The following is a 23,062-nucleotide window of genomic DNA, read 5'->3' on the forward strand; positions in this document are numbered from 1 at the left end:
GTTCGTTTGAGGGCGTGAAAGAAGAGGCGTTCTGCCCTAAAGCGTTGCGGCATGTCATCGGTCGGTCGCACATTGCTCAGCGTTCTGTAAGCGCGGAAAGCTGACTTGAAGCATCGCAGTACATTTCGGGCTGAATCGGATGATGCGCAAAGGGATTTCGTGCTCTTTACTGATCTCCATTCTTCTCTGGTCAACTTCGCATCTTACATCGCAACAGAGATCCGTTTCAGGGGGGGCGCGCGAAGAGGCCTATCGCATCAACAACCTTGGCGTGGCTTTGCTTGAACAGTACGACTACAAGAGAGCCGCGGAGACGTTCCGTCGCGCGTTGCAGGTCGATCCGAAATTGAGCCTTGCGCGCATCAATCTCGCGATCGCGCTCTATAACGCCTCGGATCTCGAGGGGGCGCGGGCGGCTGCGGAAGAGGCGATCAAGCTCGCACCCGATGCCCCACAGCCTTATTACATCCTAGGGCTCATCGCCCGTTCACAGAATCGAACCGAAGATGCGATGGCGGCGTTCAAGCGCGTGTTAGCGATCGATCCGCGCGATGTCGGCGCGAACGTCAATCTGGGCCAGATGCTGGTCCAGCAAAGGCGTTATCAGGAGGCCATCGCGGCCTTCCGTGCGGCGTATGATGTCGAACCTTACAATACGACGGCGCTCTACAATCTGGCGACAACCCTATTGCGTGCGGGAGAACGCGAAGAGGGGCAGCAGTTGCTGCAACGCTTCCAGAAGCTCAGACAGAGCGGGGCTGGGACGAGCTTGGGCCAGTCTTACCCCGAACAGGGGCGTTATGCTGAAGCGGTCACTTCGACCGGACTCGAAGAGGGGCTCATCAACCTTTCGATCCCAAGCGTCGCGTTCACCGAAGCGACGCGAACGTTCCTTCGAGGGAACGGCGAGCGTGAATCTCTCGTCGATCTTGCCGCGCTCTTCGGACGGCGCTTCGATCGTTTCGATCGAACGACTTTGCGAAACATAGCCTCATCTTTGGGGGGCGGCGTCACGCTCTTCGATTTCGATGGCGATGGCGATCTGGATCTCCTCGAACTCGCTCCCACCTCGCAAAGGCTTTATCGCAATGACGGCGGGCGTTTGACGGATATCACGGAGGCGTCAGGGCTGGCCCAGATGCCATCTGATTCCGTGTGCATCGGTGCGGTCGCCGGAGATTACGATAACGACGGCAAACCCGATCTTTTCATCTTGCGTTACGGGCAGAGTTCGCTTTACCACAACGAAGGGAACGGCAAATTCACGGATGTGACGGCGAAAGCGCGCATACCCACGTATCAGGCGCTCGCGTTGACCGCCGCCTTCGTCGATGTCGATCACGACGGCGATTTGGATCTTGTGATCGGCGGATTCGCGGCACCGCCGACAAAGCAAGGGGCGCTCGTCTTCCCTGACGATCTGCCGCTTGCTCCCAACATGCTATTGCGCAACGATGGCGATGGCACATTCAGCGATGTTTCGGAAGAGGCGAAAGTGAAAGGCCCGACTGGACGTGTGATGGCCATCGTGCCGACCGATTTCGACAACAGGCGGGATGTGGATCTACTGATGGTCCAGTATGACGGGCCGCCTGTGCTCTTCAAGAATCAACGCGACGGCTCTTTCCGCGACGTCAGCGCAGAAACGGGGTTGAGCAAACGGCGATCCTTCGTCTGCGCGGCGGCGGGGGATTTCAACAAGGATGGGTTCACCGATTTCTTCTTCGGCAAGGTGGATGGGAGCGGCGTTTTCGCCATCAGCGATGGGCGCGAGCATTTCAATCTGGTCAACGCGCCGGATGCTTCGGCTGGCGCTTCGGTCGCGCAATTCATCGACTATGATGATGATGGGTTGCTCGATCTGCTCGTCTGGACGGCCAAGGGGCCGCGTCTTTTCCGTAATCTCGGGAACCGTTGGGAAGATCTCTCGATGCGGGTCTTCGAACATCTCAACGCTAGCTTCCCTACGCGAGCGTTAGCCTCTGGAGATCTAGACGGCGACGGCGATGATGATCTGGTTGTGCGCGGTCCTGATGGGTTGCATGTCTTGCGCAACGACGGCGGCGAACGTCAAGGGGCGATCCGCGTGCGCTTGGCCGGGAAGGTGAGCAATCGCAGCGGCGTTGGGGCCAAAGTCGAGATGCGTGCCGGAAGCCTCTGGCAGAAACTCGAATTCTACGCGGCGACGCCTGCGCCCGCGCCGTCGGATATCTCCTTCGGGCTAGGGGCGCGCGCGCGGGCCGACGTCGTGCGCGTGCTCTGGCCCGCTGGCATCGTGCAGGCGGAAACCGAGATGCCGACTTCGAACGACGGTGCGATGGCGTTACGCGCGCTCACCGTCACCGAGGTCGATCGTAAGCCCTCATCATGCCCGTATCTTTTCACTTGGAACGGCGAGAGGTTCGAATTCGTCACCGATTTTCTGGGCGGCGGCGAGATGGGATATTGGATGGGGCCGGGCCAATGGAGCGTGCCTGATCCCGTAGAATACGTGCGCATCCGCGATGATCAGTTGCGCGCGCGCGATGGAAGGTTCGAGATCCGCATCACCAACGAACTCGAAGAGGTTCTGTATCTGGACCGCGTGCAGTTGATCGCCATCGCGCATCCGGCGGATCTCGAAGTCTTCCCGAACGAGGGGATGACGGAACCGCCGCGCCCCTACAAGCTTCACAAACTCCGCCATCTGCGCCCAGTGCGAAAGGCCGTCGATGATCACGGATGTGATGTCTCGGATCGGATTGCGCGTATAGATCGGCGTTATCCGGATGATTTCGGTCTGCTCGAGATTCGCGGATACGCCGAACCCCATACGCTTACGCTCGATCTAGGCAAGGTCGATAAGCGCACGGCTCTCGTCTTGACCGGTTGGACCGATTACGCCTTTTCGAGCGATAACGTCGCGGCATCGCAACGCGGGCTGAGTCTGAGGCCGCCGCGGCTCGAGGCGAAGGACGCGCACGGGAGATGGCGAACCGTGATCGAAGACATGGGCATTCCGGTTGGGCGCCCACAAGCGATCGTCATTGAACTCGGCGATAAGCTTCGTCCAGGCGAGCGCGAGGTTCGGATTACGACCAACATGCGCATCTATTGGGATCAAATACTCGTCGCCGAAGAATCTCCGGCGACGCGCGTCAGCTCAGTGCGCCTCGATCCTGTGAGCGCGGAACTCCGTTGGCGCGGTTTTTCGGCGGCCATTTCGCCCGATGGGCGTGAACCTTTCGGTTATGACTATGATCGAGTCTCTTTCGCTTCGCCATGGAAACTGATGCCCGGTCGGTACACGCGCGAAGGCGATGTGCGTGCGCTTTTGTTGAAGACCGATGACATGTTCGTCATCTCGCGTTCGGGTGACGAAATCGCCTTGTCCTTTTCGGCGGAGAGATTGCCGCCTTTGCCTCGTGGATGGAAGCGAACATTCTTGCTCTTTGCCGATGGCTTCAGCAAAGAGATGGATATAAATTCGGCGAGCCCGGATCAGGTTGCGCCGCTTCCCTTTCATGGCATGAAGAGTTATCCATACGCTTGGCCCGAGCATTACCCAAACACCGAAGCGCATCGGCGTTATCTCGAACGCTACAACACGCGCGTCGTGGCGAGAGCTGTGGCGAGATTGTAGGTTCCCTCGGCGCAGAGGGTGTGCCGTAAAAATGGCGCCGATTGACAGCCAAGCGCAGTCTGATGTTGAGTGGAGCAAGTTGGGGAAGCGGGGAGTAAAACGAAATCGTCGGAGAGGGCTAAGAGGGAATCATGAAGCAGATCAGATATTCTGTCGCCGTTTGTCAAACGGACTTGCCTAACCCGATCGATCGGCGCGAGATGAAGCGCAACACCGATCGTCTGCTCGCGATGATCGATAGCGCCGTCGCCGGAGCCGCGCCCTTCCTCCCAGTTCGTTTGGTCGTCTTCCCGGAGTTTGCGCACGCGGCGCCGATCTACGCGACGCTCGGCGAATTGCGCGAAAAATTAGCCATTCCCATCCCGAACGAGCACACCGAACGGCTCACCGAGAAAGCGCGCGAACATGGGATCTACATACAATCCGGTTCGATGTTGGAAGTGGATGAGAGATGGCCGGACGCGGTCTTCAATACGACGTGCTTGATCGGTCCAGAAGGGATCCTCTACAAGTACCGTAAAGTGAACACATGGATCCCTTATGAGGTTCATACCAGCCCGCACGATCTGAAAGGGTACGATGAGCCGCTCTTCCCGGTCGCGGACACTCCGATCGGCAAGATCGGCTGCGCGATCTGCTACGACTGGCTTTTCCCCGAAGCGATCAGACAACTGGCCGCAAACGGCGCGGAGATTTTGATTCGCGTCTCGGCCTATATGGATCCTTGGGGGGCGACCGAACCGATGGCCTGGTGGACCATCATCAACCGCGCGCGCGCCATCGAGAACATCGCTTATGTGGTTGCCGCCAATCAAGGGGCGAGCCTTCGCCACTATCCGCCATATTCTTGGCCGGGCGGGAGTCAGGTCATAGACTTCGATGGGCGCATCTTGGCCGAAGCTTCGCCCGGACCGGGTGAACGCATCGTCGTCGCGCCGGTAGATGTTTCAGCGCTGCGGCACGAGCGCGCGGCGCGCGTGGGGCATCACATGCTCGCTCATTTGCGCACGGAAGCGTATCCGGTCTATCGCGCACACATCTATCCCCCGCAAGAGAATGTCCCACGCGAACTCTCTTACGAGCGGAACTGTCAACAGATCGCCGAGGCTAAGCGAAGATGGTCGTAGAAGATGCGGGGATCGCTCGGCATAGCGCGGGACTATAACTAAAGTTATATCCCGGCTTTTTACTATGGTTCGATGACAAGGGAGAGGGAAGAGGCTATCAGTGAGCCTCGGCGCTAAAATTTCGGGGACCGGAAGATCGCTGGGCACCGTCACGGTTATGTGGGAACAGAGCGGAAAAGTACGATTGGCTCGAAGATCGTTGGTCTGTTTGATCGCGCTCGGCGCCTTCTTTGCGGCGTGGACGGTGGTGCGTAGCGCGGCGGGGAATGGTAGCGACGCCGAATCTTATCACGACAAAGTGGCGGCGAGTTACGATTGGCGCTTTGGCCCTAATCCGTTCGCGCCGAGCAATGCGACGACCGAGACGGGCAAGTTCATTCCGCCCGAAAAGTTCATCTCTTCGACCCGTTGCATGCATTGTCACACGGACGTGCATGCGCAGTGGTTGCAGTCGGCCCATCGCAACGCCTTCCGCGAACCCTTCTATCAGAAGAACGTCAAAGATCTGATCGCGCAGCGTGGCATCGCCTACACGCGCCATTGCGAGTCTTGTCACAATCCAGCGGCGCTTTTCACAGGTGCCCTGACCCCCAATCCGGTCTTCAAAGATCGCCCTTTCGACGAAGATGGGGTCTCCTGTATCGCCTGTCACTCGATTCAAGCCGTCAACGGTAAAGGGATCGGTGGCTATGTGATGGGCGAACCGGCCCTGCTTGTGCGGGAGGATGGGACGAAGCTATTGAACGTCACCGATCAGGAGATTTTGAACGACGTGCCGTCGCACCGGCGAGCGATGATGCGCCCGCTTCTGAAATCGCCGTGGTTCTGTGCCGCTTGTCACAAGTCTCAAGTGCCGCGCGAGTTGAACGATTACAAATTCATCCGCACGTTCCCGCTCGGGGATGAGTGGCAGATGTCCTCTTTTTCGAAGGAGTCGCCGCACCCATTCTATGTGCGTGATAGAGCGACATGCGCTTCGTGTCACATGCAGCGCGAACCCGTGAAGCTCTTCGATGTTTCGGCGAAGAATGGGATGATCGCTTCGCACCGTTGGGCGGCGGCCAATACGGCGATCCCGTACTTTTACGGTTGGCAGGAACAGCTCGCTGCGGTCCAAAAATTCCTCGAGAACGATGTCGTCGGCGTCGATATCTTCGCCATTCGGCGACAGCCGCGCGGCGCTTCGCAAGAGGAGTTCATCGCGCCCGTCAATCGAAGCCACTTCGTGATCGAGCCGGGCGATACGATCACCGCCGACGTGGTCATCACCAACAAGAACATCGGGCATTCGTTCCCGCCCGAGTTGCGCGATTTCTATGAGGCATATGTTGAATTCACCGTCTCAGACGCGGCGGGACGAACGCTTTACCAATCGGGATTCATCAAGCCGGATGGTTATTTGGATGAGTCGGCGCACAATTACAAGACCTATCTCGTGATGGCCGATGGCACGTTCAACGATAAGCACATGATTTGGAAGACGCGCGTCGTCGCGCAGAACAATCAGATCCATTCGGGGCGTTCCGACGTCGCGCGCTATCGGTTCACGATCCCGAAGGAGACGGGCGGATTGGTGAGGCTGACGGCGCGCGTTCGCTACCGACGTTTCACGCGCGTATATCAAGACTACGCGCTTGGCAAAGCGGTCGATTATCCGATCGTGACGATGGCGACGGCGGAGTGTGTGCTGCGCATCGGCGAGAACTATCCGCAGCCGGTCGATCCAACGGCGAAAGGTTTCATGCCGGATTGGCGCCGGTGGAACAATTACGGCATCGCCGTTTTAGAGCAAAAACAGTACGCTTTGGCCGCAGAAGTCTTCGCGCGGGTCATCGAGATGGACGAGAAATATCGTCCGATGGCGAAGGTCAACCGCGCCTTGGCCTTGATCGAATTGGATCGGTGGGATGAGGCGGCTGAGTTGGTCGATTCCGCATTGCGCGATGATCCTACCAACATGCGCGCTCTGTTCCAACGCGCGCGCATCCGCATCAAACGCGGTGAGCTCCAAGCGGCGGAAGAGGATTTGCGGCGTGTGCTCGAAGCCTATCCGCGCGATCGAATCACGCTCCAGCAGATGGGCGAGCTGATGAAGATCAAACACGATTATCAAGCGGCACGGGAGTACTATGAGCGCATCCTAGCGATCGATCCCGAAGATACGGGCGCGCACTATAACATGATGCTCATCTACCGCAAGCTCGGCATGAACAAGGAGGCGCAGTATCATGCGCGTATCTTCGCCGATTTGAAGGATGATCCGAGCGCGCTTCACATCGCGGCGGATTTCCTGCGCCGCCATGCGGAGATGAAAGCGGAGAGCGTCCCCTTCCACGTTCATGACCTAGATGCGAGCCCTCCGCCGCTTGTGGCCAAGAGCCATTGAGGTGTTCGAATCAACGGAAGCTTTCTGCGTGAGGCTCTTCGTCCTTCGCGGTAAGAGCCTTTTGTCTTATACTCGTGCGCATTAAAAAAGGAGCGATTTCCCTGTGATGTCACGGACGATGAGGAAAGAGTTTTTGGCCATCTTAGTGGGAATTATCTTGTTGGGCGGCGTCGTCACGGCGGCCATCAGCGAGCAGGCGAAAGGGAATGGTTCGGTAAAGGGTAACTCGAACGTCGCCGGATGCGAGCCGACGGCCGAAGCTCTGCGCGCCAAGGAGTTGTACTTGAAAAATTGCGCACGGTGTCACGGCGATGACGGACGCGCGCAGACGCCGCTTGGGCAACGGCTCAAAGCCGGCAATCTCGCCGATGCGCGGTGGCAATGGGAGACGAGCGATAAACGGATCGCCGAGATAATCACTAATGGTGAAGAGCGAATGCCAGCTTTCGGTAAGAAGCTTTCGCCCGAAGAGGTTGAGCTCGTCGTCACGCATGTGCGGACGTTGAGAGAGAGGAGCCATCCTTCTTCTCCATCCCATCAGTAGGCTGAGCGGTCAACAGCAGGAGAGCGTGTGATCTTTCCGAGGGCGAGCGGCATCCTTCTTCATCTGACGAGCCTTCCGGGGCAGTTCGGGATCGGCGATTTAGGCGCTGAGGCGAGAAAGTTCGTCGATTTTCTCGTTGCGAGCGGACAATCGCTCTGGCAGATCTTGCCGCTCGGTCCTACCGGTTACGGCGATTCGCCGTATCAATCGCTCTCCGCTTTTGCCGGCAACACGCTTCTGATCAGCCCAGCACAGCTTCTCGCGGATGGCCTGTTGGCCGCTGAAGATATACCGCCGATAGGTTTCCCACAAGCGCGAGTGGACTTCGGACGAGTCATCGCGTTCAAACGGATGATTCTCGAGCGCGCCTTCGCGCGTTTTCGGGAGAAGCCCTTCGGTTTCAGGGAAGAGTTCGAACGTTTCTGCGAGTGGGCGGCAAGCTGGCTCGACGATTATGCGCTCTTTCGCGCGCTGAAAGAGGCTCATGGCGAGGCGCCGTGGAACCTCTGGGATAAAGCTTTCGCGCGGCGGCAGGAGCTTGCGCAAGCGCGCGCGCAGCTTCGGGAACGGATCGAGGCGCATAAATTCCATCAGTTCCTCTTCTTCAAACAGTGGCTCGAGCTCAAATCCTACTGTAGCGAGCGCGGCGTGAAGATCATCGGCGACGTCCCTCTTTTTGTCGCTTACGATTCCGCCGATGTATGGGCCAATCCGCACTTGTTCAAGCTTAATGAAAACGGCGCGCCGAAAGTGGTGGCTGGCGTTCCCCCAGACTATTTCAGCGCGACGGGGCAATTGTGGGGCAATCCGATTTATGACTGGGACCGTCTGAAGAGCGAAGGGTTCCATTGGTGGATCGAGCGCGTGCGGTGGACGTTACAGTTGGTTGACATAGTGCGGCTCGATCACTTCCGCGGTTTCGTTGCGTGTTGGGAGGTGCCGGGCGAGGATAAGACGGCTGAGCGCGGGCGATGGGTCGAAGCGCCGGGAAATGAACTCCTCTCCGCATTGACTGAAGAGTTGGGCCAACTTCCGTTCATCGCCGAAGATTTGGGTTTCATCACTACGGATGTCATCGCGTTACGTGACCATTTCGGGTTTCCGGGAATGCGCATCCTGCAATACGCCTTCGGTGGGGATAGTCGCGATCAAAACCTCCCGCACAACTATCCACGCAACGCCGTCGTCTACACAGGCACACACGATAACGACACGGTCATCGGTTGGTTTAATGGCCGGGTCGGAGTGGATTCGACGCGCGACGCCGAACAGATCGAGCGTGAGCGGCGATTCTGCATGAAGTATTTGAACACGGACGGTCGCGAGATAAATTGGGATTTCATCCGCGCGGCGTTCGCTTCGGTCGCCGACTTGGCCATCGTGCCGCTACAAGACGTTCTGGGCTTAGGGAGCGAAGCGCGCATGAACCTTCCGGCAAGCGCGGAAGGAAATTGGAGTTGGCGTTATACGCCAGATTCTTTGACCGAAGAACATAGCCGGCGATTGCGCGAGCTGTCGGAGCTTTACGGGCGATCGGTTGGAACGGTTTGAGGGCAACTTGCGGCGCTGGATCGGTTGAGATGGATCAGTCCTTGCCGAAGGATGAGCCGACTTGGCTTCGATCTTCAACCGAAGATCACGCTCTCCATTCGAGGGAAAGTTCGGTATGGATCGAGCGCCTCTTTTATCTCCGCATTGAGTCGAACGAGGCGCTGGTTGAAAGCCCCCTTTACGCGATCCTTGAACTGCTCGGGGGCGCGTTCGATCTTCACGCGGCAACCGGCGGCGCGGGCGCGCTCGTAGAGCTTCTCGAAGGAGCTTAGGTCGCGTTCGAACTCCACCGTCTCTTTGAAAAGGGTGAGACGCCCGTTCCCTAGACTCGCTCGCCACTCGTACCCGGTTGGCAACTGTCCATCGATTGATCCGATGGACGAGATGAGAGCGCTCGGGCGCGATTCTATCCGGCAGACGAGCTTCGGCGCGATGCTCCGATGATTCAGGGCGCGCCATAGGCCAGTATCGTCATCGAGCGTCTCGCTCGTCAGATGGTCGGTTCGAAGGATGGCTCGAGTCTGGTCCAGTTGGTAAGAGACGGTTCTTGCCGTCCCAGCGTATCGGATGGCGAGGCCGTAATTAGAATCCCCGGTCGAAAGCCCGGTAATCTCGTCGGCTAATCGGGGCGAGAGCAGTTCGACGGCTACGGGGAAGAGTCGGGCATGGAGTAGAACGCGCGCTATCTCCGAGAGCTTTTCGATGCGCTCGCTTCGCGCGATGATGGTCGCCTCGCGTTCGGGCCTCGGTCTCAATTTGAAGGTAAGTTCGAGGATGACGCCAAGCGTGCCGCGACTCCCCGTGAACAGCTTGCAGAGGTCGTAACCGGCGACATTCTTGACGACGCGCCCGCCAGCCTTGATGATTCGTCCATCGGCCAACGCTACGCGCATGCCGATGACATAGCTTCTCATCTCTCCGTAACCCAAGCTTTGTGGCCCGTCGATCCCCGTGGCGACGGCGCCACCCAGAGTCGTTCGTTCGTCGTGGGGCGGATCGATCGGCAGCCATTGATTATGCGCTGCGAGCATTCGATTGAGCTCTTGGAACGTTAAGCCCGCTTCCGCCGTGACGACGAGATCGGCCGGTTCATGCGCGATCAGGCGCGCAAGCGCTCGCGTGCTGAGGACTAACTGGGAAGGGAGCGACGATGGGTTCAGCCATGTCATCGAACCTGCCGGCACGATGGACCAACCTCTCATCTGCGCCAGATTCAAAACCGCGCTCACTTGATCGAAAGAAGTTGGCGAAATGATGAGCGTTTCGTCTTCTGCGAGGACGTTGTCGGTTCCGACGATGGCCGCCATCGCTTTCCAAGCGTCGTCGAGATCGATCGGGCGATGAGCGGGCAGGATGCGCTCTCGTGTGCGTGCTCGGGCCGCAGCGATCTCTTGTCGCAGTAGAACGTCCGTGGCGACATCTGAGGAGAGCGCGCGGCGCGTCGTCTCCTTTTGAACGGCGCGCGCTTCGCCGCATGTGCGCGGCAGAGGGAGTATCTTCCCCGGATTGCACAGGCGCTCTGGATCGAACGCGGCGCGTATGCGAAGCATCGTTTCCAGATCATCCTCAGAGAAGATGAGTCGCATGTATTCGCTTTTATCCAACCCGACGCCGTGTTCGCCGGTGATCGTGCCGCCAGCGCGGACGCAAGCCTCCATGATCTCGCGGCTCGCCTCTTTGACGCGCCGCACTTGGTCTCGATCGCGCGAATCGAAACAGATGTACGGGTGGAGATTGCCATCACCGGCGTGGAAAACGTTGGCGACGATCAGACCGTATTTGGCGCCGATGCGATAGGTTTCTGCGAGCAGTTCGGGGAGACGTGAGCGCGGGACCACGGCGTCTTGCAGCAAAAGATCCGGCGCGATGCGTCCCATAGCACCGAAAGCCCCTTTTCGCGCGGCCCATAGTTGCGCTCTTTCACGCTCGTTCGCCGCGCGGCGGATCGTGCGCGCCCCGTGTTCGCGACAGATGGCTTCGACGTGCTCCACCTCATCATCGAGGCCAACTTCAAGGCCATCTAGCTCGACGAGCAAAGCGGCTTCGGCATCCAAAGGGAGCCCTGCGGCGAAGACGCTCGCTTCGACGGCGCGGATCGTCGCCCCATCGACCATCTCCAACGCAGCCGGGATGATACCTGCGGCGATGATGGCTGAGACGGCCCGGCTCGCGCTTTCCACGTCGAGGAAATCGGCAAGCAGCGTTCTGACGGCGGGCGGGAGCGGCATGAGTCTCACGGTCGCTTCCGTCGCGATACCGAAAGTCCCTTCGGAACCGATGAAAAGGCCGCGCAAATCATAGCCTGAAGACTCTTCCTGCGAGTCCCCGAGTTGAACGATCTCGCCATCCGGGAGGACGACGCGGAGCGCGAGCACGTGATCGACCGTCACGCCGTATTTCAAACAGTGTATGCCGCCAGCGTTTTCGGCGATATTGCCGCCGATGGTGCATGTCGCTTGGCTGGATGGATCGGGCGCGTAATAGAGGCCGAAAGGCGCCGCAGCGCGCGATAGGTGCGCGTTGATGACTCCCGTTTCAACGACGGCCAGACGATCTTCAGGCGCGATCTCAAGTATTCGACGCATGCGCGAAAGCTCGATGATGACGCTTTGATCGAGCGCCGTCGCACCGCCCGAAAGACCCGTGCCAGCGCCGCGCGGGGTGAAAGGCGTCTTATGACGGGCGAGCGTGCGCACCACTTCTGCCGCCTCTTCCGTCGAACGCGGAAAGACGACGGCGCGCGGTAAGCTTTTGTGATGCGGCAAGCCGTCGCATTCGTAGACCAATAGTTCATCGGGCTCGGCGATCACTTGATCGCGCCCGACGATCGCGCCCAGTTCTGCGATTAGAGCCTTCACGATCTCCTTGTCGCCCTTTACGAGAGTGGCAACGACAATGATACACTACGCGCCAGCTACATGATCAAACTCGCGTTCGGTCCGAATATGATGCAAAGGCTTCTCTTGTTCTTCGTCTTGTTCGCTGCGTTCGTCGGAAAGGTTGAGGCGCAAATGGTAACAGCCGATCTGGTCATCATCAACGCACATGTGCGAACCATGGATGAAGGGCGACCTGAGGCCGAAGCGGTGGCCGTCATCGGCAATCGCATCGTCGCCGTCGGCTCGACCGCTGAGATCAAACGGCTCGTTGGCCCTAATACGCGCGTGATCGATGCCGGTGGAAGGCTCGTTCTCCCCGGTTTCAATGACGCTCACGTCCACTTCATCAGCGGAGGATTTCAGCTTGCGAATATCGATTTGCGCGACGCTGCCACGCCGCAAGAATTCGCCGAGCGCATCCGCCGCTTCTCGGAGAAGTTGCCCAAAGGGCGTTGGATTACGGGCGGCGACTGGGATCATGAGCGTTGGCCCGGCGCGCCGCTCCCGACGAAAGAATTGATCGATCCGTTCACTCCGGATCGCCCAGTCTTCGTCAACAGGCTCGACGGTCACATGGCGCTCGCCAACAGCTACGTTCTGAAGTTGGCCGGCATCACGCGCGCGACCCCCGATCCGCCGGGCGGTCAGATCGTGCGTGATCCGCGGACCGGTGAGCCGACCGGAATCTTGAAGGACGCCGCGATGGGTTTGGTCTATCGCGTCATGCCGGAGCCGAGCTTCGAAGAGAAACTCGAAGCGGCGCGACGCGCGACCGATTATGCGGCAAGTTTAGGCGTGACGAGCGTGCAAGATATGTCGGCTGGAGCGGATGTCGGAGTGTATCAAACGCTGCTCGAACGCGGCGAGTTGAAGACGCGCATCTATGCCGTCTCGCCTCTGCCGCAGTGGGAGAGGTTGAAAGCGGTCGGAGTGCGCGCCGCTTTCGGATCCCCGATGTTGCGGATCGGCGGATTGAAAGGGTTCGCCGACGGCAGCCTCGGTTCGACGACGGCGCTCTTCTTCGAGCCGTACAATGATGCGCCGAATACGCGCGGGCTGGCGACCGATGAGATGCCGCACATGTTGGAGCGCGTGCGAGGCGCGGACCGGGCCGGGCTGCAAGTGATGATCCATGCCATCGGCGATCGAGCTAATCACGAGATACTTTCGATCTACGAGCAGGTTGCACGCGAGAACGGCGAGCGCGATCGCCGCTTCCGCATCGAGCATGCGCAGCACTTGCGCGCGCAGGATATTCCGCGCTTCGGGCGCGATCACGTTGTCGCCTCGATGCAACCCTATCATGCGATCGATGACGGGCGATGGGCCGAAAAAAGGATCGGGCCGGAACGGATCAAGACCAGTTACGCCTTCCGTTCGTTGATCGATTCGGGGGCCGTGCTCGCTTTTGGATCGGATTGGACCGTCGCTCCGCTCAATCCGTTGCTCGGGATCTACGCCGCCGTGACGCGCCGCACGCTCGATGGCAAGAACCCGAATGGTTGGGTCCCCGAACAGAAAATTTCGGTCGAAGAGGCCGTGCGCGCCTATACGGTCGGCTCAGCCTATGCGGAGTTCGCGGAGAAGGAGAAGGGAAGGATAGCGCCAGGAATGCTCGCCGATATGGTCCTGTTGTCTGAAGACATCTTTCGCATAGATCCGGTCGAGATAGAAAAAACGCGCGTGCTTTTGACCATCGTCGATGGTCGCATCGTCTACAGCATTGATCGCTAAGCTCAAACGAACTCGCGCGCAGTTTCCCGCTAATTTCGTTCGCGTTGTCGGAAAGCCCTGTAAGCGAAAAAGATGATGAAACCGAAGGATGCGGCCAAGCTGGCATCGCGCGCCTCGCGCCACGTGCTGTTCGAAAGCAGCCAAACGATCAGCATGAGCGCAAAGATCGCGATGCCGGTTCCCGCCGGAGCGTGAAACTGCGCTTCGTTGATATCTGATCGGCGGCGAAAGGCCAAAAGCGCGGCGCATGTTGCCGCATAAAGGACCAGTCGCGCGATCGCGCTGATCGTCAGCGCGTAGATGAACGTCCCTGAGAGCGTGAGCGCGAACATCGCTGTTGCAGTCAGAAGGATCGAGACGTGGGGCGTGCGAAAACGCGCATGCGTCAACGCCAAGATGCGCGGGAGTTGACCTTGCTCGGCCATGGCGAAAGGCATGCGCGAACCGGCGAGCAGCACGACATTCAGATTGCCGATGATCGAGATGGCGGCTCCGGCTGAGATGAGCGCCCCACCGGCGGCGCCGAGAAAACGGCTCGCCGATTCGGCCAATGGCCTTTCGGCCGTACTGAGTTCCGGTAGAGTCCCGATGCAGACGAATTGGATCGCGATAAAGAGCAGCGCCACCAAAAAGATGGCCGCGAGCACGGCGAAAGGGATGTTACGTTGCGGGTCGCGCGCTTCGCCCGCCGGGATGACCGCCATCTCGAAACCCGTGAAGGCGTAGATGAGCAGCAGAACTGAGTTCGAGAAAGCGCCATAGCTCGGTCGGGTCTCAAAGGAGTAGTTCTGCGGCGCGATGAAGAAGAGCCCGATGGCGATGAAGAGGATGAGCGGCGCGAGTTTGCCGATGGTGAATAGATTGCTGACCAGAGCCGTTTCGCGTATGCCCAAGATGTTGACGATGGTCAACGCGAGGACGACTGAGCTGATGAGCGAAGCGCGCCAGATGCCGGAATCAACTGCGGGCCAAAAGTAAGCGACGTACTGGACCAGTAAGTTGCAGTTGGCGGCGAAGGCGGTCAATCTGACGAGCCACAGCAACCAGCCGACCCCGAACCCGAGAGTCGGCCCAAAGGCTTCGCGCGCGTAAAGATACGGCCCGCCCGTCGCGTCAAAGCGGCTGCTCACCTCGGCGAAGCACAGGACGATCAGCGCGACGACCGACGCGCAGACGGCGAAGGCGATGAGACTGTAGGAGCCGGTTTGCGCGTAGACCTTCGCCGGAAGGCCGAAAATGCCAGCGCCGATGATCGAGTTCATCGCCATCGCGACGAGATCCCAACGGCGCATGCCGCGTATCAACCCTTCACGAGAGAGAGCTTCCATATATCCGAGCGAACGCGCGGGAATTCTTCAGCCGCCTTCTTTCCGCGCGAGGATGGCGATCTTGGTCCAGCCGATCGGTTCGAAAGAGGCGAAACGATGATCGAGCAGAATGCGAAAGTAACGATTGGTCGTCTCGACGATCTCTTCGACCGGATGGGCGCGGAAACGGAAGATGATCTCGAGGAGTTTGCTGACAGGCGAGGGGCGGACCGGAAGATGCAGAAAATACCCGCCGGGTGCCGTAACGCGCGCTAGCTCCCGTAATCCGTCGTCCAGCGAAACGTACTCGAGCGCGCCGCTGGTGATGATGAAATCGAACGATTCGTCGGCGAACGGAAGCGAGAGGAGATTGGCTTGAAAGAAGGATGTCGTATGGCGCCCGGCGCCACGCTGTTCGGTGGCCCGCCGCGCCGTCAGTAAAGACGACGCTGAAAGATCTATCGCGACGATCTGAGCAGGTCGTTGAAGCGTGCGCAGGAGCGAGAGCGTAAGCAGGCCCGTCCCACATCCAGCATCAAGGATGCGCGCCCCGCTCGGCAGCGGAAGCGGATGGGCGAGCAGGAAGCGTTCGATCGAACGCCGATAGCCGTTAACTTTAAACGTCCAATCGTAAAGGCGCGCGATCCGGTCGTAAAACGTCCCCGCGCTCGTGTCGCTGATGTGCGTTATCTCGTTCATCTCTCCTTGCGGCGCATAGACGCCCTTGAAAGTCGCCAGCGCTTCCGCGTTTTTATACCGAAACGCCGCAGAAGCTTCAACATGGGAAGCGCCAGTTTGTTGGGCAAAGCGGATTGCGCTTCGGGCCGAGAGCCGTTAAGCTTATGGGCGAGGTCGAGTGGCGATTCAACCCGATCCATCTTTGAAAGCGAATTTCGGAAGATGAAGAAACAGCATGGAATAGAAGGGAGGGCGCTCCTTCCGTTCATCATCATCTTCGTCGTCCTTTGTGCCGTCATCGTCGGCGGCGCGTTGCTCTATCGTTCGCGGAAGAGCCTGGAAGCGAGTGGGAGCAGTTCTGTCGCGACAGCGCCGAAGGAGACGGCGACGCCGCGCGCGATCGCGCCGGGCGCCGAGCCAGCCCATTTCCGCGGCGGCGCAGAAGCCCCCGTCATCCTCGAAGAGTTTGCCGATTTCCAATGCCCATCGTGCGCAGCTTTGACGAAAGAGGTGAAGAGGGTGGCGCCTGAGTTCGGCGCGCGTTTGAAGATCGTCTTTCGCAACTTCCCGCTCACGTCCATTCACAAACACGCGCTCGAAGCGGCCAAGGCCGCCGAAGCGGCGGGGCTTCAGGGGCGCTTCTGGGAGATGCACGATCTACTTTACGACACGCAATCGCGCTGGGCCGATGCAGAAGATGCGCGCCCGATCTTCGCCGAATATGCCCGCACCTTGAAGCTCGACCTTGAAAGATTCTGGCGCGATATGGATAGCCCACAAGTCAACGAGCGGATCTTAGCCGATATGCAACGCGGTCGCTCGCTCGGCGTCTACGGTACTCCAACCGTCTTCATCAATGAGCGCGAAATCCCCTATCAATCGACCACCGCTGATGGATTGCGGGCGGCGATCAAGGATGCGCTCGGCGAGCGAAAGTAGAAGGATGGGCGGAACGGAAAGCCAAGGGGCGACAGCGAACGAGAGGGGCTCGGGACGGCTAAAAGGCCGAACGATCCTCATCCTCATGGCGGCGGTCGCGCTGATCGGTCTAGGCGATGCGGTCTATCTAACGGTCGAACATCTCGCCGGACGCACGGCTCGCTGTACGATCTTAACCGGATGCTCAACCGTGCTGAGCAGCGAATATGCCAAATTCGGTTCGATCCCCCTTGCTGGGATCGGCGCGCTCGCCTATTTTGCCGTCTTCGGCCTCGCGACCTTAGCCGCGTTCGGTTACACGGCGGCACGGAGGCTGCTGCTGCCGCTTACGCTCACAATGTTCGGCGTAACGCTGTGGCTGCTCTATCTACAAGCCTTCGTCATACGCGCTTTTTGCGAATACTGTTTGCTCTCGGCGGGAAGCACGCTGATCCTCACGCTCCTTGCTCTTCTCCTCGGACGACGGCGAACCTAAAGCGCAGGGTAGCCTTGTATCAAAAAAAATGGTTGCGGAAGGCCGGGCGTTTGTGGTAGAACATATTCCTGTTAAGGTTATCAGAAGATGTCCAAGCCGCCGAAACGACACGTAACGCTCACCGATATCGCCGCTGCCGCTGGCGTGGCACCCATGACCGTCTCGCGCGTGCTCAACGGAAGCGGCTATGTGAGCGCAGAGACGCGCGAAAAGGTGCTCGCCGCGCTGCGCAAGATGAACTATCGGCCAAATGGGCTGGCCCGCGCCCTCAAGCGGCAGCGAACGGAGACGGTCGGTTTGGTGCTTGGTGATATCGCTAACCCATTCGCCGCCGAACTGAGCCGCGGCGTCCGCGAAGTGCTCGCCGCGCGCGGTTACAACCTCTTCATCTGCGTCAGCGAACAGAGCGCTAAGGAGGATTTGGCCGCCTTCGATTCGTTGCTCGATCATCGTGTGGATGGTTTGATCGTCGCCACACGCGCTTCCAAACTCGGCAACGACCGGCTCGCCGAGATCGTCGAAGCGGGCACGCCGGTGGTCGCCATCGGGCGCGACTTCCGCCACCCGCAAGCCGATCTCGTCACGGCGGATCATCTGCGCGGCGGATATGAAGCCGCGCAACATCTGATCTCGCTGGGCCACCGAAGGATCGGCTTCATCGGCGTTTCGCTCACCAGCGGGCTGTGGCTGCGCCGTTTCCAAGGCTACCTCGAAGCTTTGCGCGAGCACGGTTTACCGGTCGAAGAGGAGTTGGTCGCCGGCGGCGGCGCGAGCGCCGAACAGCCCGGTTACGCCACGGAGGAGATGGGGTACGAGGGGATGCGGCAGCTTCTCGCGTTGCGCGAGCCGCCAACGGCTGTCTTCGCGCGCAACGATTTCGCCGCTTTCGGCGCGATGAACGCGATCAAACGCGCCGGGTTACGCATCCCGCAGGATATAGCGATCGTCGGCTACGACGATGTGCCGCTGGCAAGTCACACGTCGCCGCCGTTGACGACCGTGCGGCAACCGACGCGCGAGCAAGGGCGTCTGGCGGCGGAGTTGCTCTTGCGGCGCATAGAGAGCCGCGAGCCGGTCGCGCGCGAGGAGCGCATCTTCGCCTGCGAGCTGGTGGTGAGGGAGTCGACCGTCGGCAAGTGAGCTTTTCGATGCGATCTACTGTTAACGTTAACTGGGTCGGGAGGATGATCATCGCGCTCCTCATCGTCGGGAGCCAGAGCGCGATCGCGCCCGGCTCGCAGCGCGACCGCCCTTCGCCCCCGTTCGAGGAGCTTCTGCGCCGCCCTGTCGGTCTCCGCCCTGAACTGCGCGGCAGGCATCCGCGCCTGTTCTTCACGGCAGACGAACTCGAGCTTTGGCGCGAGCGTGCGCATACGACGCACCGCGAACTGTGGCAAGAGGCTTCGCAGCATGTGCGCGCCCTCGAACTTGAACCGCCGCCGCCAGGTTCGCCCACGCTCGACCGCAGCGGCGTCGAACAGCAGCCCGGCGACCTTTCGCAGTACGAGATCGCTTACATCCTCGCTGAAGTCTCTTTCGCTTACGCCATCGAGCGTGACCCGCGCTATCTCGATGCCGCTAAGCGCTGGCTCATGACCGTCATTCGCTATGATCCGTGGGGATACACTTTTCGCACACCGAACGTCGATCTGCCGCCAGCCCATCTGCTCTACGCGGTCGCCCTCGCTTACGATCTTCTCTACAACGACCTGACCGGTCCAGAAAGGGAAGCCGTGCGCGCCAAGCTCGCCCGACAGGCGCGCTTGATGTATGACTACTTCCGTTACAGGCCGCGCAAGCGTTACTCCTATAGCCAGAACCACACCTTCATCCCGATGGCTGGGCTGGCGATTGCCGCGCTCGCGCTGATGGGCGAAGAGCCGGAGGCGGAAGGATGGGCGCGTCTTGCGCGCGCCGTCTATGACCGCGTGCGCACGACCTTCGGCGTGGACGGCTACTACTACGAAGGATTCCACTATTTCGTCTTCAGCCTTCACTGGATCATTCGCTACTTGGACGCATGGGAGCACGCGACGGGCGAAGACCTCTATCCGCAGTGGCGCGCGAAGCTTCTCCCTTTGAAGTACTACGTCGCGCACTCCATTTTGCCCGATGGGCGCGGCATCTTCGATTTCGGCGATGCTGGGCGCGGCGCAGCCGAACGCAACGCGACGCAACGCGAGAGGCTGAACAGCGGTTACGAAGTCTTCTATCGCATTGCGGCAAAGTACAAAGATGCGGAGTCGCAAGCGGTCGCTGAGTGGTTAAGGCGTGATCTTCGGACGCGGACGTGGGAGCCGTACTGGGCCTTCTACTCGTACGATCCGAGCGTGCGTCCGGCGGTCATCGAGTCGCTTCCGCTCGCGTACTACTTTCGCGATAGCGGCGTCGTCTTCTGGCGCAGTAGCTGGAGGGCGGATGCCGTAGCGTTTGCTTTCAAGTGTGGTCCACCGGAAGGTCATCATGTGGCCGAGCTTCTTCCGCGGTTGCCCGATTGGCGCTTGAACACGGGCCACGCACACCCGGATGCCGGAAGCTTCATCATCTACGCGCACGGGCGATACTTGACCGGCGACACTGGTTACACGGGCGTCAAGCTGACGAGCGATCACAATACGGTGCTCGTCGATGGGCGCGGGCAAGCGAACGACGGGCGACACGAGGTCTTCAAAGATGTGCCGTATGATCGGCTGGACCAGATCAGGATCGTCGAGGTGTGGGCGACGCCGGAATATTTCTACGCGCGCGGGAGCGTCGCTGCCGCTTATTCGCCGGAGCTCGGGCTTGCGCGCTTCGATCGTCATCTCCTTTACGTCGCGCCCGATTACTTCATCGTTTGGGACGAACTCGAAGCGCACGATCCGCATGTCTTCACGTGGCTTTTGAACGCGGAGCAAAGGATCGTCGAGGAGTCGCCGGCGGTCCACCTGCTGATCAACAAAGATGCCGCTTTGCTGGTCCAGCGACTTCTTCCGGCAAAGGCCGAGGTGCAGATCGCGCCGCAGATGGTGACGACGCAGGGGCGACCGGGTTCAGTCGAGCGGGGGGCGCAGGAGCAGCGCGGCGTGCAGCTCATCGTGCGGAGCGAAGCCGCGCGATCGCTGGAATTCCTCCATCTGCTCTGGCCAGTCAAACTCGATGCACTGCGGACGCGCCCGAAAGCGTCATCGCTCGACGGCGCGCGCGGCGCGCTCATCGTCTGGCCCGATGGTTCGCGCGAGGTGATCGCGTTGCAGCCAACGCGCGAATCGGTCGAAGGCGTTGTGACGGACGGCGCGCGCGCGGTCGTTAGCTTCCGGCAAGATCTTTGGCGACGGCTCATCGTGCATGCGGGAACGCGACTTGCGCTTGACGACAAACTCTTGCTTTCGACGTCGCGTCCGGCGACCGTCTCTCTGATCGCGGACGGGCAGGGTGGGCATGGCGTAGCGAGCGCGGCGGCGCCGTTCGAGTTAACCCTTCGCCTTGCGCAGCGCCCGCGCGAAGTACGTGTCGGCGGCGTCGCGGTACCGTTTGAATACGATTCGAAAGCGCGCACGTTGCATTTGCGATTGGAACGCGCCGGACGATTCGAATGGATCGAATGAGGGCGAACAGTCGGTTGGCGATTCGCGCGATGCGTGGTCGTATCGAAGCTCGACGGGCGAGCGAAAGCGGTGGAGCTGAAGGGATGATCGAACCGAGGCTGAAAACGAGAAACGTCGAGGTCGTCGCATCGGCGGGCGGGTTCAAGATCGCCGGATTGCGTTGGTGGATCATCGGTCTGATCTTCTTCGCGACGCTCATCAACTACGTAGATCGGCTGACGATCTCCGTGCTCGCTCCTGTGATCACGCGCGAACTTGGGTTGTCGAACCTCGAATTTGCCAGCGTCGCCACGTGGTTCCTCGTCGCTTACACCATCAGCCAAACTCTTTCGGGCAAGCTTTATGATCGCGTCGGAACGCGCAAGGGGTTCACGATCTCGGTCATCGTTTGGTCCAGCGCGGCGATGGCGCACACTTTCGCGCGAGGTCTTGCGTCGCTCAGTCTCTTCCGGTTCGCGCTCGGTTTGGGCGAAGCGGGCAACTGGCCCGGGGCGGCGAAGGCGATCGCCGAGTGGTTCCCTGTGAAGCAAAGGGCGTTCGCCATGGCGATCTTCAACAGCGGCGCAGCGCTCGGTTCAGTCATCGCGCCGCCGCTGATCGTCTGGTTGCAACTGCGTTACGGCTGGCAGGCGACCTTCATCGTCACCGGCGCGCTCGGCTTCATCTGGCTCGGGGCGTGGCTCGTCCTCTACCGGGCGCCGGAGAGCCATCCGTGGATCGGCGATGAGGAGCTTCGCCTCATTCGCGAGGATGCGGCTGGTCCAGAAAGCGCAACGGCTCGATCCGTCGCGGCGCAAGAAGAGCTTTTGACGCCGCGTTGGCGCGACCTGTTGCGTTGCCGGCAAGTATGGGCCATCGTTCTTGCGCGTTTCTTCGTCGATCCCATCTGGTGGCTTTACATCACATGGCTGCCGAAATATTTGGCCGATGTGCGCGGGTTCAGTCTCGCGCAAATAGGCTACTTCGCCTGGGTGCCGTACGTGGCGGCAGATGTCGGCAGCCTCTTTGGCGGATGGATGGCGGGCCACCTGATCGGTCGCGGCTGGAGCGTGGGGAGCGCGCGTCGCACAGTGATCGTCGGAGCGGCGCTGTTGATGCCCGCTGGAATGCTCGCCGCGTTTGCTTCCAGACCGCTGGAGGCGCTCGTTCTGATCGCTGCGGTCCTCTTCGGATTTCAAGCGTGGATCAACAACGTGCAGACGTTGCCGAGCGATCTCTTCCCGTCACGAGCAGTGGCTTCGGTGGCGGGGTTAGGCGGGACCGGTGCCGGAATCGGAGCGATCCTCTTCACGCTCTCGACCGGCTGGATCGTGGACCATTTCTCATACACGCCCGTCCTCGTCATCGCCGGATTGCTCGCGCCGCTTGGCACGTTTGCGCTCTTCGCCTTGGCTGGCCCGATCGGGCCGGTCGCCTTGGACCGAGTTCTACCCAGATCTTCACGTCGAGAGGAGATGATATGAAAGAGAAGTTCGATCTTAGCGGAAAAGTGGCCCTCGTCACCGGCGCCTCTTCCGGCATCGGTCGCGCGACCGCCATCGCTCTTGCGGGGTGCGGCGCTGCCGTTTGCATCAACTACCACCGCAACGAACGAGGGGCAGAGGAGACGCGCGCTGCCATCATCGCAGCGGGCGGGCGCGCGATGGTTGCGCGCGCCGATGTGACGCGCCGCGCAGATGTCCGTTCGCTCATCGAACGCGCGGTGGCGGAGCTGGGGCCAATCGATATCTTGGTGAACAATGCCGGTTCGCTCATCGAACGCTTGAGGATTCTGGAGTTGACCGAAGAGCGCTGGGATGAGGTGATCGCGCTCAATCTGAAGAGCGCATTTCTCTGTTCGCAAGCGGTCGCCGCTTCGATGATGGAACGGCGCACGGGCGCCATCATCAACGTCGCGTCAATTGCCGGAAGAAACGGCGGCGCGCTCGGCTCCATACACTACTCGACAGCCAAAGGCGGACTCATCGCGTTCACCAAAGGATTGGCCAAAGAGCTTGCGCCGTATGGTGTCAGGGTCAATGCCGTCAATCCAGGAGTCATAGATACGCCATATCACGAACAGTTTTCGACGCCTGAGATGATGCGCGCTTACACGAACAACATACCGCTTGGCCGGATCGGTCATCCCGCTGAGGTCGCCAGCGTGATCGTCTTTCTCGCTTCGGATGCGGCGAGCTATCTAGTTGGGGAGACCGTCGAGATCAACGGCGGGATGCTGATGTTGTAAGCGCGC

At 60.1% G+C, this 23,062-nt stretch carries 15 protein-coding genes; 12 read left to right on the top strand and 3 right to left on the bottom strand.

The features are described from left to right. The first annotated feature begins 139 nt into the window (after nucleotides 1-139). The 5 genes from PYK22_RS01525 to malQ all read left to right on the top strand — a co-directional run bounded on the left by PYK22_RS01525 (nucleotide 140) and on the right by malQ (nucleotide 9,230). Nucleotides 140-3,622, top strand: a complete 3,483-nt coding sequence (locus tag PYK22_RS01525; protein ID WP_041973430.1) for an FG-GAP-like repeat-containing protein — start codon at nucleotides 140-142, stop codon at nucleotides 3,620-3,622. Nucleotides 3,623-3,753: 131 nt separating this feature from the next. Further along, on the top strand, nucleotides 3,754-4,749 hold the full coding sequence (locus PYK22_RS01530) for a nitrilase-related carbon-nitrogen hydrolase (RefSeq protein ID WP_083437501.1): 996 nt from the start codon (nucleotides 3,754-3,756) through the stop codon (nucleotides 4,747-4,749). A gap of 184 nt (nucleotides 4,750-4,933) precedes the next feature. Next, complete coding sequence (locus PYK22_RS01535) at nucleotides 4,934-7,135, top strand: tetratricopeptide repeat protein (protein WP_162199769.1); 2,202 nt, start codon at nucleotides 4,934-4,936, stop codon at nucleotides 7,133-7,135. Nucleotides 7,136-7,241: 106 nt separating this feature from the next. After that, complete coding sequence (locus PYK22_RS01540; protein ID WP_083437502.1) at nucleotides 7,242-7,679, top strand: c-type cytochrome; 438 nt, start codon at nucleotides 7,242-7,244, stop codon at nucleotides 7,677-7,679. A 27-nt stretch (nucleotides 7,680-7,706) separates the two neighbouring features. Beyond that, a complete protein-coding gene (malQ, locus tag PYK22_RS01545; protein WP_041973438.1) occupies nucleotides 7,707-9,230 on the top strand; it encodes a 4-alpha-glucanotransferase in 1,524 nt (507 codons plus the stop codon). 74 nt (nucleotides 9,231-9,304) lie between these two features. Here the strand turns inward: malQ and PYK22_RS17895 are convergent, their stop codons facing one another. Next, on the bottom strand, nucleotides 9,305-12,088 hold the full coding sequence (locus PYK22_RS17895) for an FAD-binding oxidoreductase (RefSeq protein ID WP_083437503.1): 2,784 nt from the start codon (nucleotides 12,086-12,088) through the stop codon (nucleotides 9,305-9,307). Between the two features lie 153 nt (nucleotides 12,089-12,241). On the opposite strand from PYK22_RS17895, the gene PYK22_RS01555 reads away from it, so the two are divergent. Further along, nucleotides 12,242-13,843 (top strand): amidohydrolase, encoded by a 1,602-nt coding sequence (locus PYK22_RS01555; protein ID WP_041973723.1) that lies wholly within the window; start codon nucleotides 12,242-12,244, stop codon nucleotides 13,841-13,843. 29 nt (nucleotides 13,844-13,872) lie between these two features. Here the strand turns inward: PYK22_RS01555 and PYK22_RS01560 are convergent, their stop codons facing one another. Both PYK22_RS01560 and PYK22_RS16195 read right to left on the bottom strand, forming a co-directional pair. Next, the gene (locus PYK22_RS01560; RefSeq protein ID WP_041973441.1) at nucleotides 13,873-15,171 is read right to left on the bottom strand and encodes an APC family permease; all 1,299 of its coding nucleotides are present in this window, start codon (nucleotides 15,169-15,171) and stop codon (nucleotides 13,873-13,875) included. Between the two features lie 27 nt (nucleotides 15,172-15,198). Next, entirely contained in the window at nucleotides 15,199-15,849 is a 651-nt protein-coding gene (locus PYK22_RS16195) for a class I SAM-dependent methyltransferase (protein WP_060635208.1), read from the bottom strand. A 201-nt stretch (nucleotides 15,850-16,050) separates the two neighbouring features. Here PYK22_RS16195 and PYK22_RS01570 point away from each other — a divergent pair, with 201 nt between their 5' ends. The 6 genes from PYK22_RS01570 (at nucleotide 16,051) to PYK22_RS01595 (ending at nucleotide 23,056) form a co-directional block, all read left to right on the top strand. Next, the gene (locus PYK22_RS01570; protein ID WP_041973444.1) at nucleotides 16,051-16,767 is read left to right on the top strand and encodes a DsbA family protein; all 717 of its coding nucleotides are present in this window, start codon (nucleotides 16,051-16,053) and stop codon (nucleotides 16,765-16,767) included. A 4-nt stretch (nucleotides 16,768-16,771) separates the two neighbouring features. Continuing rightward, entirely contained in the window at nucleotides 16,772-17,242 is a 471-nt protein-coding gene (locus PYK22_RS01575) for a vitamin K epoxide reductase family protein (RefSeq protein ID WP_157770606.1), read from the top strand. Between the two features lie 87 nt (nucleotides 17,243-17,329). Beyond that, the gene (locus tag PYK22_RS01580) at nucleotides 17,330-18,382 is read left to right on the top strand and encodes a LacI family DNA-binding transcriptional regulator (RefSeq protein WP_041973447.1); all 1,053 of its coding nucleotides are present in this window, start codon (nucleotides 17,330-17,332) and stop codon (nucleotides 18,380-18,382) included. A 44-nt stretch (nucleotides 18,383-18,426) separates the two neighbouring features. Continuing rightward, a complete protein-coding gene (locus PYK22_RS01585; RefSeq protein ID WP_060635211.1) occupies nucleotides 18,427-20,829 on the top strand; it encodes a DUF4962 domain-containing protein in 2,403 nt (800 codons plus the stop codon). Nucleotides 20,830-20,912: 83 nt separating this feature from the next. Continuing rightward, nucleotides 20,913-22,292: an MFS transporter gene (locus PYK22_RS01590; RefSeq protein WP_041973734.1), complete on the top strand. Its 1,380-nt coding sequence runs from the start codon at nucleotides 20,913-20,915 to the stop codon at nucleotides 22,290-22,292. Beyond that, nucleotides 22,289-23,056, top strand: a complete 768-nt coding sequence (locus tag PYK22_RS01595) for an SDR family NAD(P)-dependent oxidoreductase (protein WP_041973450.1) — start codon at nucleotides 22,289-22,291, stop codon at nucleotides 23,054-23,056. Before PYK22_RS01590 ends, PYK22_RS01595 begins: the two co-directional genes overlap by 4 nt. The last annotated feature ends 6 nt before the right edge of the window (nucleotides 23,057-23,062 follow it).

Origin of the sequence: Pyrinomonas methylaliphatogenes, assembly GCF_000820845.2 — a bacterium.
GTDB classification, from domain to species: Bacteria; Acidobacteriota; Blastocatellia; order Pyrinomonadales; family Pyrinomonadaceae; genus Pyrinomonas; species Pyrinomonas methylaliphatogenes.

What these genes read in the sequence shown, in the direction of transcription:
- PYK22_RS01525 (WP_041973430.1), top strand. Translation starts at nt 140, where the DNA reads ATGATGCGCAAAGGGATTTCGTGCTCTTTACTGATCTCCATTCTTCTC.
- PYK22_RS01530 (WP_083437501.1), top strand. Translation starts at nt 3,754, where the DNA reads ATGAAGCAGATCAGATATTCTGTCGCCGTTTGTCAAACGGACTTGCCT.
- PYK22_RS01540 (WP_083437502.1), top strand. Translation starts at nt 7,242, where the DNA reads ATGTCACGGACGATGAGGAAAGAGTTTTTGGCCATCTTAGTGGGAATT.
- PYK22_RS01555 (WP_041973723.1), top strand. Translation starts at nt 12,242, where the DNA reads ATGGTAACAGCCGATCTGGTCATCATCAACGCACATGTGCGAACCATG.
- PYK22_RS01560 (WP_041973441.1), bottom strand. Translation starts at nt 15,171, where the DNA reads ATGGAAGCTCTCTCTCGTGAAGGGTTGATACGCGGCATGCGCCGTTGG.
- PYK22_RS16195 (WP_060635208.1), bottom strand. Translation starts at nt 15,849, where the DNA reads ATGAACGAGATAACGCACATCAGCGACACGAGCGCGGGGACGTTTTAC.
- PYK22_RS01570 (WP_041973444.1), top strand. Translation starts at nt 16,051, where the DNA reads ATGAAGAAACAGCATGGAATAGAAGGGAGGGCGCTCCTTCCGTTCATC.
- PYK22_RS01575 (WP_157770606.1), top strand. Translation starts at nt 16,772, where the DNA reads ATGGGCGGAACGGAAAGCCAAGGGGCGACAGCGAACGAGAGGGGCTCG.
- PYK22_RS01580 (WP_041973447.1), top strand. Translation starts at nt 17,330, where the DNA reads ATGTCCAAGCCGCCGAAACGACACGTAACGCTCACCGATATCGCCGCT.
- PYK22_RS01585 (WP_060635211.1), top strand. Translation starts at nt 18,427, where the DNA reads ATGATCATCGCGCTCCTCATCGTCGGGAGCCAGAGCGCGATCGCGCCC.
- PYK22_RS01590 (WP_041973734.1), top strand. Translation starts at nt 20,913, where the DNA reads ATGATCGAACCGAGGCTGAAAACGAGAAACGTCGAGGTCGTCGCATCG.
- PYK22_RS01595 (WP_041973450.1), top strand. Translation starts at nt 22,289, where the DNA reads ATGAAAGAGAAGTTCGATCTTAGCGGAAAAGTGGCCCTCGTCACCGGC.